This is a genomic window from Haliscomenobacter sp. (assembly GCF_965225875.1).
Lineage (GTDB): Bacteria > Bacteroidota > Bacteroidia > Chitinophagales > Saprospiraceae > Haliscomenobacter.
In genome coordinates this window covers 4,037,412-4,051,560 of the sequence record NZ_CBDDBS010000002.1, presented here as the reverse complement: position 1 = coordinate 4,051,560, position 14,149 = coordinate 4,037,412, and the positions used below count along the sequence as shown (strand labels likewise).

Here is a 14,149-nt window from a genome sequence, read left to right as displayed (position 1 = left end):
TATTACACCAACCCCAGGCTAAAGCCAGGGGCTATTCATGTCCTCCGTGTCTAGAGTACAAAAACGTCTGTAGTATGCTGATCATTGACCTACCAGATAAAGCAGTTTAATTCGAGCCGTTTCAAAGCTTTGCACCTGCGCGGTATACTCGCCCTGTATGGCATAAGCCTGGTCCAGGGTACGCAGAAAAGTAAGGTAATCCACCTGCCCGGCCTCTCGCATCCGCAGCGCGGTAGCGATGAGGGTACGGCTGCGTGGCAGTGCATTGCGTTCGTAATAACGAGCCTGATTGAATGCAGTGGCTGCCTCGGTTTGGGTGCGGATCAACTCAAGTTCCACCGCTTGTTGTTGGCCTTCCACTCTGCTTTGTGCAGCTTGAGCCTGACTCTCGGCGTTTTGCCGACCGGCGCGGTATTGCCCAGTCCAAAGGGGAATGCCAACGGTAACCCGGAAGCGGTAATCGAGCGGGGTTCCCCGTGCCCCCTGGTTGAGGTAACCCATCGAAAAGCTGGGTAAATCGAGGCTTTTGGCCAAACGGACCTGCTTCTCGGCTACTTGCAGCGATTGTTGTTCAAAAGCCACACTGGGGTTGCTGGCAATATTAGCAGCAGTGCCTGACCCGAGTGAATCAAGGGTAAGCGGAAGCAAGGTGCCTAAATCGTTCAATCCACTTAGTTTTGACAATTGTTGGCGCAAGGCGATGGCGTTTTGTTCGGCGGCAAGGCGCTCCTGATGTACTTGTCCGGCTTCATTTTCCGCCAGGATTTTTTGCAACAAATCGATCTCACCACCAATAAATTGGCGGGCTGCTACCGCCGCGACCGCTGTGTAAAGGCTATCGCGGGATACCCATTGCCGGACCAGATGCTCCGCAGTTTGCAACTCCAGGTACAGGGAACGCACCGTGTAACGCAGGTCATTTTCGCTCACCCGCTGCCCCGATTGCGCGAGAGCAGTTTCGGCCTGGGCCACCTGCTTTTGCCGGGCATAAACGGTGGGAAACTCAAAGGATTGCAAGACGCCTACTGCATAAAACTCACCAGTCGGGCTTTCTGCGTTTATTTCGGGATTCGGTAATTTCAGGGCGTTTTTTTCGGCGTATTTTTTGGCTTGCACTTCAAAAGAAGCAGCTTTCACCGAGGGGTGGTTCCGCAATGCCGCGCTGATGACAGCATCAGGTGTGGTTTGTGCAAACACCCCCGTTGCAATCAGGCCAGGCAGTATGATGTTCATCCAGGATTTCATAGGGAATGATTGTCAGTTGTAAGGTTTTCAGATTGTTTTTTGCCATCAAAATAAGCCTCCACCGCCTTTTTTCCCCAGGCCCAAAAAACGGTAGGGGTCACGATCATGTCCAAAAGGGTGGAAGACAAAAGCCCCCCTAGAATCACAGTAGCCACTGGATAAAGGATTTCCTTACCCGCCGCCTGGGCATCCAGGGTTAATGGAATCAGGGCCAGCGCCGCCACCAGAGCGGTCATCAGTACAGGCACCAGGCGTTCGAGGGAGCCACGTACAATCATACCCTGGTCAAATTTTTCTCCTTCGTGTTCCATCAAGTGTAGGTAATGGGAGATCATCATGATCCCGTTGCGCGAAGCAATCCCGGTAAGGGTAATGAAACCCACCAGAGTAGCCACTGAAAAAGTCCCCCCCGTAAGCCATACGGCAGTGACACTACCGACCAGCGCCAGTGGGACGTTCAGCATCACTTGTAGCACAATGCGCCAGGAGCGAAAATGCGCGTACAGCACCAGAAATATACCCAGAAAAACAAACAAACTCAAGATGCCAATCAGCCGCGAAGCTTCTTTTTGGGCTTCAAACTGGCCGCCGTATTCAAGGAAATAACCTTGGGGAGGAGTTATTTTTTCGGCCACCATTTTTTGAATTTCAGCAGCGGTACTTCCCAGGTCACGCCCCTGCACATTACAGGACACAATGATGCGGCGTTGGCTGTTCTCGTGGCTTACGGTGTTGATACCTTTTTCGTACTCGATGTGGGCAATACTTTCCAGCGGAATCAAAATTCCTTCGGGAGTATGAATTTGGGTGTTGCGGATGTTTTCCAGATTTTCCCGGTCTTCGGCTACGGCGCGTAGAATCAAGTCAAAGGTTTTTTGACCATCCAGAATTTGTGAAACCACTTTACCGCCATACAGCACTTCCAGATCGCGGGCCACTTCCCCCGTTTGCATGCCATAACGCTGGAGTGCGGCGCGATTAAGGCGAATGGTCAATTGAGGCACCAGAACCTGGCGTTCTACTTGTACATCTACTGCCCCGGGGATGGTTTCAACCACTTTCTGCACCTCGGCAGCCAGTGCCCGGAGTTCACCCAGGTCTTCCCCAAATATTTTAATGGCAATTTGTGCCCTAACGCCGCTCAATAAGTGATCGAGGCGGTGGGAAATGGGTTGCCCAATGCTCAGGGAAACTCCTTTGAGGTTGGAGAGCTGTTGGCGGATGTCGGCTACCACTTCCGAACGGGAGCGGGCATCTTCGTGCAATTCTACTTCGATTTCCGAGTTGCTGACCGGCTCCACGTGTTCGTCCAGTTCCGCCCGCCCGGTGCGCCGGGCCGTGTATTGTACATCGGGTACCCGCAGGATGAGTTGTTCTGCAACGGTCCCGATTTTATTACTTTCTTCCAGTGATGTTCCAGCTGGGGTATAGAGGTTGACGGTGAAACTTCCTTCATTAAAAGGTGGTAAAAACTCGGTGCCAAAACGGGTAGCTACTCCCATAGCGATAAGCACCATTACCGCAGCCGATCCAATGATCAGACGAGGATTGGACAAACCAAAATGAAGCAGCTTGCGGTCTTGTTTTTTCAACCACTGAACCAACAAGGACTCTTTGCCTTCACTCAGTTTGGATTGGGGCAACAAGTACGCACAAAGCGCCGGAGTAACCGTCAGTGAAACCAACAAAGAGGCCAGAATCGAGGTAATGTAGGCAATACCCAGCGGTGCAAAAATCCGGCCTTCCATCCCCTGCAACTGAAACAAGGGCAAAAAGACCAACACTACGATGATGGTAGCATAAACGATGGAATTGCGCACCTCGCTACTCGCATCGTAAATGACTTGTAAGGGGCTTTTAGGATCGCCGAGTTCCCGGTTTTCGCGCAAGCGGCGGAATACGTTTTCCACGTCTACAATTGCATCATCCACCAACTCACCAATCGCGATGGCCAAACCGCCCAGAGTCAGGGTATTGATGGAGATGTTGAACCATTTAAAAATCAGGGCGGTGATCACCAACGACAAGGGGATTGCCGTCAAGGTGATGACCGTAGTTCTAAAATTCAACAGGAACAAAAAGAGGATAATCACTATCAAAATAAAACCATCACGGAGCGCCTCTTCTACATTGCTCAAGGCATTCACGATGAAATTTTTCTGCTGAAAAACCTTGGCATTGAGGCGTACATCAGCGGGCAGCGATAATTTTAATTCGTCCAGGGCTTTTTCAATTTCTTCGGTCAGGGTTACGGTGTTGGCGCCGGGTTGTTTTTCCACAGTCAGGATGACGGCGGGCTGGGCATTGATCGAAGCGTCGCCACGTTTGATGGCTGCGCCAAATTTCACCTCCGCGACCTGGTTCAACAAAACGGGGCTACCTTCCCGGTTGACAACTACAGTACGTTGTAAGTCTTCCAAACTTTTGGACCTTCCCAATACCGAAATGAGCACTTCCGAGCCGTAGCGGTTGAAAAAACTACCCGTAGCGTTCAGGTTGGCATTCGCCAAGGCGCGGTCGAGGTCTTCCAGGGTAAGGTTGAATTGTTTCAATTTTGCGGATGAAACCAGAACCTGGTATTGCAGGCGGTCGCCCCCGATGGGAATCACCTGGGCCACTCCCTTGATTGCCAGCAATCTGCGGCGGATGGTAAAATCGGCCAGGGTGCGCAAATCGGCCGCAGTGCTGATGGTTTTCCCACTTGCACTGTCCCGTTCTGCGGTTACCCCAACCAGCATGATTTGCCCCATCACGGAAGAAATCGGCCCCATCACGGGCACTATTCCATCGGGCAGGGGCACGGTACTCAGCTTTTCAGCCACCAGTTGGCGGGCGCGGTACAGGTCGATGTCCCAATCAAACTCTACAAACACGAGGCCAATCCCCCGGGAAGAGTTGCTGCGCACCACTTCTACACCAGGCGAACCATTGAGGGCTGTTTCGATGGGCAATACGGCTTGTACTTCAATTTCTTCCGGCGACATTCCCCCTGCTTCGAGGAATACCGTGACCCGTGGGCGATTGAGGTCGGGTAGCACGTCGACGGGGAGGTTGACAACTGTCCAAGCCCCCCAACCGAGCAGTAAGGCTGCTGAAGCGACTACAAAGAGTCGGTTTTGCAACGAAAATTGGATGATCCGATTGAGCATTGGGAAAGAATATGGTGGCTCCGGGTTTGGCCAAGTCAAAGCCCGGAGCCAATTAAATTTTAATGTCCAGCGTGTTCGTCTGCACTATGACCATCATGGGTCCCTTGCTTAACTTTTAGCACAAAATCAGCGGTGTGTACCTTGCCATCGGTTTGGAATTGCAACCAACCACGATAGGTCCCCGGCTTGGCAAAAGTGGTGTGGATGTCCAATTTGCCATTTTCCACCGAGGGGTGGGTGTGTACAAATTCCTTGGAAGCAACTTCAACCATCACCAGGTGAGCCTTTTCGCCCAGGTAATTTTCAAAGGTAGCTGGGTCAATGGCCTTACCGCCTTGTTTGATCGAAACCGGAATGTGCTGCTGACTGCCGGAGCTAAAGCCCGTGCCATCGTGCCCTGCCTCCATGGTGAGGTTGAACCCGTCGACGTTGGCGCTCAGTTTGGGTTGGTTGTAGGCAACGGCTTTGCCAGGAGTACCCAGTACATTGATTTCGGTTTTGTTGACCTGATTCAAGGCACCGGTAGGTTTAAAATCTGCAAAAGCCCAGTATTTGCCTCCGGCGTCAAAGCGGGTTTCATTGTGCCCACGGCCGTCAGTGAAGTTTTCCCCTTTGCCTAAAACCTTGATGTCATAAGTACCTGCATTGGAAAACTCGGGGTGGATGTGGTCGAACCAAGAGAGGTCGTCACTGACCAGAATCAGGTGCATTTTTTTCTCATGTACGAGATCCAATGGCACTGCAGCGCTTTCGTTGCCCTTGATTTGAGGGGTAAAAGACATGGCACCGGGTTTGCCCGCTTCGAGTTGGGCTGGGTTGCTTACAAATGCGGTAATGTATTCCGACTTATTGGCTTCAACTTCGGCTTTGGTTGGTTCCAGATCCATGTGGCATACGGGGCAGGAACCCGGTTCGTCGTAAGTCTTTCCATCTTCACAGTTCATTGGGCAGATGTATTTTACACCTGCGGCGGCGGTTTCTACTTCGGTTTTAGGTGCGTTGTTTTGGCACGCGGTAAAAAGACCAATCGAGAGCACAAGCACCAGGCTTGCGGTGAACAGATTTTTCATAAAAAAGATTTTTGAACTTGAGTTTAAAGCACTTGCTTGAATGATGAGACAAATTTCAAGCATTTGAAAATCACTGGCATTACACAATTATGGGATAGATTTATATGATTTAGGGTTGCCGAAAAACCCTAATGCATTGGAATAGATGCATAGAACCCTGTGGTCCATAATCATTCTTTGGATACCCATTTTTGTGAAATGAAGCGATTGACCCTTTTTGTTGGAGCAACAAAAACAGGGCATTTTGGAAAGACAACTAACAGAGGAAAGACTGTATAAACACCCGAATATCGGTCACCGTGGGCGGTGGTTTATACAGGTAAAAACGCAGTGCTTTTTGGCTGATTGGAATAATGTCCAGGCTCAATACCACAAACGGGTTAACCGGAAAGTCGATGGCTTGAAGGTTGAAATCAGGGAGCGCTATTTTTGGATTGCTCCGTCGATATTGGATTTGAGGACTTGGGTTTTATCCTGGCAGCAAGGCTTTTTGGAAAATGTGCTGTGTGGTTTTGTTTGGTCAGCGCTGCAACCTTTCTTTTCACACAGCTCTTTTTTCAGGACGATATGTTTGCAACAGCCCTTGGGTTGGATAAAAATACTTAGTGTTCTACCCTTCATCTGGCAGAGGTGCTCGAATACTGTGATCCCCGTTGAGGACAACAGTATGTGAAGCGCCAAAATGAGATGTAGAACTTTAAGCATTTTTAAACTGGTATAAATGACATAACGATTAAACGTTCCCTGGTGGCATTTGTTTCAAAGGCTCGATTTTCGTACAAATGAAACTTTTACAGTCTCTTACAACCTCATCCTCACCCCCACATACAACTCCCTTCCCCGCGTAGGTCCCCAGGCAAAAGCTGTATCAAAATACTCATCAAAAGGATTTTGCCAATTGATGATGGGGCGAATCTGGCGGAAATCAAAGAGGTTTTCACAACCCGCATAAACATCCAGCTTTTTCCAAACCTTGGTGAATTGCACATTGGTCACCGAAAAAGCGCGGGAAAACTCGGGCTGTCGTAAGCTCTCTGGTAGTGCTTTGGTATCTGGCAAACGCTGCGGGCCCATCCAGTGCAGGTTTACATCGGCGTGCCATTGTTTGTTTTTGGGTTCGTAGGAAAAAGCGCCAACCACCCGGTGGCGGGCATTGAACGGCAAATAAACTGGCCCTTCAATCGTGGGGCGATACACGTCCAAAAAGTTGTAGGCAAACTTGGCTTCAAAAATTTTCGACAACACAAATTTGGCATCAAACTGAAACCCATTGGAAACCGATGGGCTGCGGTAGTTTTGAATGATCGCCAAACCTGGATTGGAATCGTAATCCGGGAAAATTTGATTTTGGAAGCGGGTATGGTAAAAATCGACCGAAAAAGTAGCCACCAGGTTTTCTCCCGTAGCAGTATGGGTGAGGTTGATTCCCGAGTTCCAGGCTCTTTCCAGTTCCAGGGGCTCCGCAAAACGAATGTCGCGGGAACTGATCAGCAGTGAGACGTTTTCGGCAAATAAATTGACTGAGCGCAAACCACGACCCACATTGGCGCGAATAACCGTGGCATCGCCTGCGTTGTAGCGCAGGGTTAGGCGCGGCACGAATTGCCAGCCAAATTGCCGATGGTGGTCCATTCTGGCTCCGGCAATGATGCTAAAGTTTTCAAAATTGAACACGTTTTCGGCAAACAGGCCTGGGGTGCGTTCCTGCCGTAGGTAATCGCCTGCAAAGGTGCGCTTCAGGTCATTATTTGAAAAACGGATGCGCTCGTCCAGATTGAGGTGGCGGTAACTGAGGCCAAACTTCAGGTCGTGTTTTTGCGCCCAAAGTTGTTCGTATTGCAGGTTTGTGTAGGCATTCAGGTGTTTGGCGTTACCCAATACAACGCCAAACCAGGCCGATTGCTGGTGCTGAAAAGCTGAAGCAATCAGGGATATTTTTGACTGGGGGTTGAAACGAAAGCCGGTTTTGGTGTACAGTTCGGGTTGTTGGTACTGCACGGTCTGGCCATAAACCTGAGTGGAACCCTGGTCATTTTTGGCATCAAAGGTCGTCTGCCCGCCAATGCGTTTTTCATCCAGGTAGCGCAAGCCAATTTTGCTGCTCCAACCTTCGGTCTGTTCATCACCCAGGGTAAATTTTTGATAAATGGCCAGGCGGGTTAGCAAGGGCAGGTCCAAAAAAGCATCGCCATCCCGGTCGCGTTTGCCAGCGGGTTGTACCAGGTGCAGGGAAGTCAGGCTTTTCCAGTTTTTGCCCAGGTTGGTGGAAAAATTGGCATTTAGGTGTTTTTCTCCAAAAGAATTGAGGTAGGCGTTGAGTAGGATTTTTTCTTTGTCGGGCTTTGGCTCTTTCAACACCACGTTGACCTGGCCGCTGATGCTTTCAAAACCTTGCAAGACCGAATTGGCGCCTTTGGCTACAAAAATCTGATCAACCAAAGTGCCGGGGATGCTGCTGATGCCGTAGGTGAAGCTGCTGCCCAAAATCATCGGCATACCGTCTACCAGAATTTGGTTGTAAACGCCGGACAGACCCAGAATGCGCAGTTCCTTGCTGTTGAGCAGGAGGTTCGTGGTTTGGGCCTGGATGGTGCCCTGGGTTTCAAAACAACCCGCCAAATCACAACAGGCCGCTTTGGTGAGTTCTTTTTGGTTGATGACTTCCACCTTGATTCCTTGTAAGGCCGAGATGAAGGAACCGCCTTGCTGGGCTACGACGGTGGCTGCTTCCAGGTTTTTGGGGTCGGGACTGAGGTAAATCGAAAAATAGGTCCGGCCTGCAATGGCTACGGTATCGGTTTTGAAGCCTAAAAAGGAGACGACCAGACGTGGGTCGGCGTCGGCGGGTACCTGGATGTCGAATACGCCAAATTCATTGCTCACTGCGCCCTGGGTAGTGCCTACCAAAGTGAGGGTGGCTCCGGGCAGGATTTCATTGCCGGAGGGGGTTTGGCCAAAGATCTTGCCTTTGATCGTCTGGGCGGAAAGGACACAGGGGAAAAGGGAAATGAGCAGTAGAAGAAAGCGCATGGAAGCATAATTTTACCAATGGAGCTCAGGGAAAAGCTACCCGTTTGGTTTATAGCGGGAGTGTCAAATAGGTTCCATCCCGAATTTTGTCATTGCTTAGGTGACTCCTTGGGTGCCTTAGGTTTCTTAGGTGGTGAAAAATGTGTGGCCTGCTTCGCAGGCTTTTTTCTTTACCACCTAAGAAACTTCAGGCACCATAGACTCACCTCAGGTTATGCACCTTGAATGAGAAGCTTGTTTACAAATAAGTAACCGCTTTCACCTTGTATGGTAGATCCCCAGGTTTTTCACAACCTTCGGTTTTTTCAATCAAGCTACGAATTTTGGCTTCCGAAATAAGCCCAGGGTGGTAAGTCACCTTGATGTTGGTCGCTTCTTTCTTGGCATCACCAGCGGTCACCGCATCGACGCCTTCCTGGTTGACCAGTTTCTTTTTGATGGTGGCCAGGTCGCCATTGCAGCATACGCCGCTCACTTTTACCGAAACTACCTTGACTTCGTCCTTTGGGGCATTGGCTGTTTGTGCCATCAGGTTTTGGGCAAAAAACAGGCAGGCGAAGGTCAAAAATGCAGCGAATACGTTTTTCATGGTTGATGAGTTTTAAAAGCTGTTTGGATGTATCTCGTGGGCTGCAAAGGACCTATTTTAAACCAATTTTCGTTCCGAAAATGCTCATTTAGCGCTGCTAAACTCCGCTTTTCGTGCCTCAATTGGTTTAAAATAGGCTCCTTTTCGCTTCCACGAGATACATCTAAACAGCTTTGAGAGAATTTTTTTGGTGCTGCAAAAATAGGGGAAATACGCTTGAGATGCGAGGGCTCAAGAAGTTTTAACAGGTGAATAACAAGTAAAAACTAACGCCGAGTCAAAGTGCTGGTTTTAAAATAGGTATTGTTGATGTTGTAAACCAGCCCCAGGCTCCACAAAAAATCTTTCCCGGCAATTTCCGACTGGATTTTTTGACTGATAATGGCTGAAAAGCTAAGTGGAAAATGTTTTTTGGCCAGCCCAAAGCTGGCATTCCAATAGGTTCCTTCCAATTTATCCTGTTTCAGGTAATAGACTTGTGGTGAAAAAGAATAATTGAATTGTGAACCCAATTTCAGGTTGGTGAAGATGGCTCGGGCCGCTACAAAATTGCCCAATTGAATCAAGTCTTTGGTCAAACCATGTGAACCAATGTAATAGAAGCCCACGGCTACATTTTTGTTGAGGCGATAAGTGGGCGAAGCTTCCCAAGCTACATAACGCTGGGCAGTCAAGGTTTCTTTATTGATTCCGGCAATAGTGGCGGTTTCGGTGCGGAACAACAGGGCCGGGTGTGCACCGATCCCGAGCGTGAATTTGCGCTGGTCCACTACTTTGTAACGAAACCAGAAAATCAAGGTCCAGGGTTTGCCGTCCAGGCCAAAGCGGAACATGGGGTCAAAACTCAAACGGCCCTTGCCTATGGACAAATCGAACAAAGCTGCAGGTTTGTTTAGGGAAAAATTGGGGATGAGGGAGATGCCGTTGTTGGTGGCGGTGATTTGCCCGCGGAAAAAACTGGGGATTTGGGTCGTATCGATGGTTTGTGCAAAGGAGCAGAGTGTAAAAAGTAAAAAGCTGAAAAAGGTGATTGTTTTTTTCATCAGTTGAAGCGCTTTGATTGTTGTGCACAAAGCTCCATCCCTTTTGTTAAAAGCTACTTACCCAGATTACTGCATCCCATACCATTTTTACGGATTGGTGTAGACAAACAGAAAATCAAGGCTACTATTGTATTTTTAAAGCCTAAACAAGCTGCCATGGCTGAAATTGAAAAACTGTCCACTGTGTCCCAATTCAGTTCCCGCCGGGGGCAAGAAACCCTACATCCCCTGGTGAACGTATTGGATCAATCCAAGTCCATACCCATCGCCGCCAATCGGTGCTTGTCGGAGATTTATGTGGTTTTTTTAAAAGACTTGCGCTGCGAAGATTTTCAATACGGCCGCAACAAATACGACTACGAGGAGGAAACCTTGTTGTTCATTGCTCCAGGGCAGGTTTTTGGTTTTGATCTGCCAGAAGAAACCCTGGTACAACCCAGCGGCTGGGCTCTGGTTTTTCACCCCGATTTGATCAAGGGTACTTCTCTGGGCCAAAAAATGAAGGACTACCGATTTTTTGCCTATGACGCGAGTGAGGCACTACACATCTCCGCCCGGGAACGACAGATTGTGCTGGAATGTTTCCATAAAATCAAGGAAGAGCTGGAGCGCGGCATTGACAAACACAGCAAAATGTTGATTGTGAGCAACATTGAATTGTTCCTGAATTACTGCATCCGCTTCTACGACCGCCAATTCATTACCCGCGAAAACCTGAACAAAGATATTTTAACCCGCTTTGAGCACTTGTTGGAAGCCTATTTTGACTCGGATTTACCGCAGTCGCTCGGCTTGCCAACGGTGGCTTATTGCGCGGAAAAATTGAACCTCTCCGCCAACTATTTTGGGGATTTGGTTAAAAAAGAAACGGGAACCTCTGCCTTGGAATACATTCAGGCCAGTATCATCGACCTGGCCAAACAGCAAATTTTTAACCAGAGCAAATCCATCAGCGAAATCGCGTATGCCATGGGGTATAAGTATCCGCAGCATTTTACGAGGTTGTTTAAACAAAGGGTGGGGGTTTCGCCATTGGAGTATCGGATGGGGGGCGTGAATGAGAGCTAAACCAAGTATTCTTGTTTTTTTATTTAAATTTGAACGTCGAACAAAAAACATTTGCCATGAGAAGTTCAGCCTTGTTTGCCTTCCTTTTCACCCTCCTCTCCAGCACCCTCCTCGCCCAATTCAACCCCGAAAAGCCCGAGCTCTGCCAACGCAACTTCTACACCGAAGCCCAGGCCGTAGAAATCCACCGTGCCGTAGCCGAAAAATACACGGACCAAGCCAGCTGGGAAAAACGCGCCCAACTCATCCGCCAAGGCATTCTGGACGGCGCCGAAATCAAATCCCTGAGCCATAAAAAGCCCAACAACATTATCATCCACAGCCGGAAAACCCTGAACGGCTATGCCGTGGAGAACGTATCCTTCCAATCCCTGCCTGGCATTTACGTGACCGGGAATTTGTACACCCCGCTGGAGAAAAAAGGCAAACTGGCCGCCATCCTCGCCCCGCATGGGCACGGCCCCGAGCCCCGCTACAAGGAATACGTCCAGCAGCGTTGTGCGACCCTCGCACGTATGGGCGCAGCGGTATTTGCCTACGATATGGTGGGGTATGGCGACGCCAAATACTGCGATCACAAAATTGAAAAGGCCTTTAAACTGCAACTCATCAACAGTACCTATGTGCTCAATTTCCTGCTTTCATTGCCTGGAGTGGACAAAAACCGTGTGGCCATGAGCGGTGAATCTGGCGGCGGCACCCAAACCTTTATGCTGGCCGCAGTGGACGAACGCATCAAGGTATCGGTGCCGGTAGTCATGGTGTCGGGGCATTTTTTTGGGGGCTGTACCTGCGAGAGTGGCATGCCCGTACACAAACGCCCGACCCACATCACCTCCAACCTCGAAATTGCGGCGCTTTTTGCCCCCAAACCCCTGCTGCTGATCTCTGACGGCGACGATTGGACCAAAAACACGCCCAGCTTTGAATATCCCTTTGTGCAACGCATTTACGGGTTTTACAACAGTACGGCCAATGTGGAAAACGTGCATTTTCCCCAGGAAAAACACGACTACAATGCCTCCAAACGCCAGGCAGCCTATACCTTTTTGGCCAAACACCTACACTTGAATACGGTGGGAGTGCTGAAAGACGGGAAATTTGATGAGAGCACCAATACGGTTTTGACGGAAGGGGACTTGAAGGTATTCAATGAAAAATACCCACTGCCTGGCGATGCTTTAAAAGGCGACGAGGCAGTGGGGAAGGTATTGAATGAGCTCGTTGGAAAATGAGAATCGAATTGGTAAGTTGATTGTTTTAGTAGCGTTTTTTTTAAGTGAGGAGTGACGAATACAGGAGTAGTGTAATCCCCATTCCTCACTTAAAAATCTTCCCCTGCGCCTCCAACTCTTTATATTTCTCAATGTACATCTTATCCAGGGCCTCCGAATCCTTGTACTTCAGCCGCAGTTTGGCTAGTTTTTTGTGCAATTCTGCCCTTACTTTGGCGTATTTGGGATCGTTGTACACGTTTTTCATTTCATTTTTGTCGTTCACCCGGTCGTACAATTCCCATTCGTCGATGTCGTAATAAAAATGCACCAGTTTGTATTGTTCGGTGACAATCCCGTAGTGCCGCTTGACCATGTGTACGCTGGGGTACTCGTAATAATGGTAGTACGCCGCGTCTCGGAAGTTTTGGCCCTTGCCTTTAAAGATGGGAATCAGGCTTTCGCCCTGCATGTCGCTCGGGGGCTTGATGCCCGCTGCTTCCAGGAAAGTTTGGGCGAAGTCCAGGTTTTGCACCATTTGGGAGTTGCGTGAGCCGGGCTGGATTACCCCCGGCCATTTGATCAGGAGAGGGGTTTTGAACGACTCATCAAAAATGAACCGTTTGTCGAACCAGCCATGCTCACCCAGGTAAAAGCCCTGATCGGAGGTGTACACCACAATGGTATTTTTATCCAGGCCATTTGCTTTCAAAAAATCCAACACCTCCCCTACTCCCTCGTCCACGGAGGCAATACAACCCAGGTAATCCTGCATGTAGCGTTGGTAGCGCCAGCGCATTTGGTCTTCCTGGGACATATTGGGATAGTTTTGGATGAATTCCTCGTTCATTTTGCCGTACACCGCATCCCATTCCTTGCGTTGGGCTGCGTTCATCCGCCCGACTGTCGCGTTGTAATTGCGTTTGTCGTAGGAATGTGATTCCTTGATGCCCAATTTATCCATGTTCTCGGGGGAAATTTTGGAATCACCCGCCCAGTTCATGTGGGTGAGGAGGTTCATTTCCTGCTCTTTGGAGGCTCGGCCCCGGCCTTCGTAGTTGTCAAAAAGGGTGGCAGGTTCCGGAAATTTGCGCTGAATGAATTCCTTATAATGCCGTTCAGCGGGGAGCCATTCGCGGTGGGGCGCTTTGTGCAAATAGGCCAGAAAGAAGGGTTTGTCTTTCTTCCGCTCGTTTTTCAGCCAGTTGAGGGTCATGTCGGTGATGAGATCCGTGACATAGCCGGTCAACTTGATGTTGCCTTCTTTTTTGGTGATGAAGTCAGGGTTGTAATAATTCCCTTGATCGGGCAGGATTTTGAATTCGTCAAAGCCTTTGGGGTTGTTGCCAAAATGGAGCTTACCGAACATGGCTGTTTGGTAACCATTGGCTTGCAACAGTTGTGGAAAAGTGACATTGGTGGTATCAAAAGGGAAGTAGTTGTCAACTTTTCCGTTCAGGTGGCTGTGTTTGCCCGTGAGGATGACTGCCCGCGAGGGCGCACAAATCGAGTTGGTGACGCAGGCATTGGTAAACAGCATGCCTTCTTTGGCAATGCGGTCGATATTGGGGGTTTGTAACAGTTTATCGCTGTAGGCCGAGATGGCCTGGTAGGCATGATCGTCGGACATGATGAAGACGATGTTGGGGCGCTCCGGCTTTTGGGGCTTGAAGGACCAAAAAAGCAAGGCTCCTGCTGCTAATAAAAACAAACTGATGTAAGCTCTTTTCATGCGACCGTT

The 14,149-nt window shown here is 49.4% G+C and carries 9 protein-coding genes and 1 pseudogene; 2 read left to right on the top strand and 8 right to left on the bottom strand.

The window, feature by feature from the left end:
* Positions 1-81: 81 nt before the first annotated feature.
* The 7 genes and pseudogenes from ACO08K_RS18525 to ACO08K_RS18495 form a co-directional block, all read right to left on the bottom strand.
* Positions 82-1,245 (bottom strand): TolC family protein, encoded by a 1,164-nt coding sequence (locus ACO08K_RS18525; protein ID WP_421797901.1) that lies wholly within the window; start codon positions 1,243-1,245, stop codon positions 82-84.
* Positions 1,242-4,394: an efflux RND transporter permease subunit gene (locus tag ACO08K_RS18520; RefSeq protein WP_421797900.1), complete on the bottom strand. Its 3,153-nt coding sequence runs from the start codon at positions 4,392-4,394 to the stop codon at positions 1,242-1,244. Before ACO08K_RS18520 ends, ACO08K_RS18525 begins: the two co-directional genes overlap by 4 nt.
* 59 nt (positions 4,395-4,453) lie before the next feature.
* Entirely contained in the window at positions 4,454-5,464 is a 1,011-nt protein-coding gene (locus ACO08K_RS18515) for a heavy metal-binding domain-containing protein (RefSeq protein ID WP_421797899.1), read from the bottom strand.
* 256 nt (positions 5,465-5,720) lie between these two features.
* Positions 5,721-6,169, bottom strand: a pseudogene (locus ACO08K_RS18510) (HYC_CC_PP family protein).
* Positions 6,170-6,265: 96 nt separating this feature from the next.
* Positions 6,266-8,494: a TonB-dependent receptor gene (locus ACO08K_RS18505; protein WP_421797898.1), complete on the bottom strand. Its 2,229-nt coding sequence runs from the start codon at positions 8,492-8,494 to the stop codon at positions 6,266-6,268.
* A 238-nt stretch (positions 8,495-8,732) separates the two neighbouring features.
* Positions 8,733-9,083, bottom strand: a complete 351-nt coding sequence (locus ACO08K_RS18500) for a hypothetical protein (protein WP_421797897.1) — start codon at positions 9,081-9,083, stop codon at positions 8,733-8,735.
* Positions 9,084-9,349: 266 nt separating this feature from the next.
* Positions 9,350-10,126, bottom strand: coding sequence for a hypothetical protein (locus ACO08K_RS18495; protein WP_421797896.1), 777 nt, complete (start codon positions 10,124-10,126; stop codon positions 9,350-9,352).
* 156 nt (positions 10,127-10,282) lie between these two features.
* Here ACO08K_RS18495 and ACO08K_RS18490 point away from each other — a divergent pair, with 156 nt between their 5' ends.
* Entirely contained in the window at positions 10,283-11,194 is a 912-nt protein-coding gene (locus ACO08K_RS18490; RefSeq protein WP_421797895.1) for a helix-turn-helix domain-containing protein, read from the top strand.
* Between the two features lie 56 nt (positions 11,195-11,250).
* Positions 11,251-12,429: an alpha/beta hydrolase family protein gene (locus tag ACO08K_RS18485; RefSeq protein WP_421797894.1), complete on the top strand. Its 1,179-nt coding sequence runs from the start codon at positions 11,251-11,253 to the stop codon at positions 12,427-12,429.
* 85 nt (positions 12,430-12,514) lie between these two features.
* On the opposite strand, the gene ACO08K_RS18480 is transcribed toward ACO08K_RS18485, so the two are convergent.
* Positions 12,515-14,140: a sulfatase gene (locus tag ACO08K_RS18480; RefSeq protein ID WP_421797893.1), complete on the bottom strand. Its 1,626-nt coding sequence runs from the start codon at positions 14,138-14,140 to the stop codon at positions 12,515-12,517.
* Between the last annotated feature and the right edge of the window lie 9 nt (positions 14,141-14,149).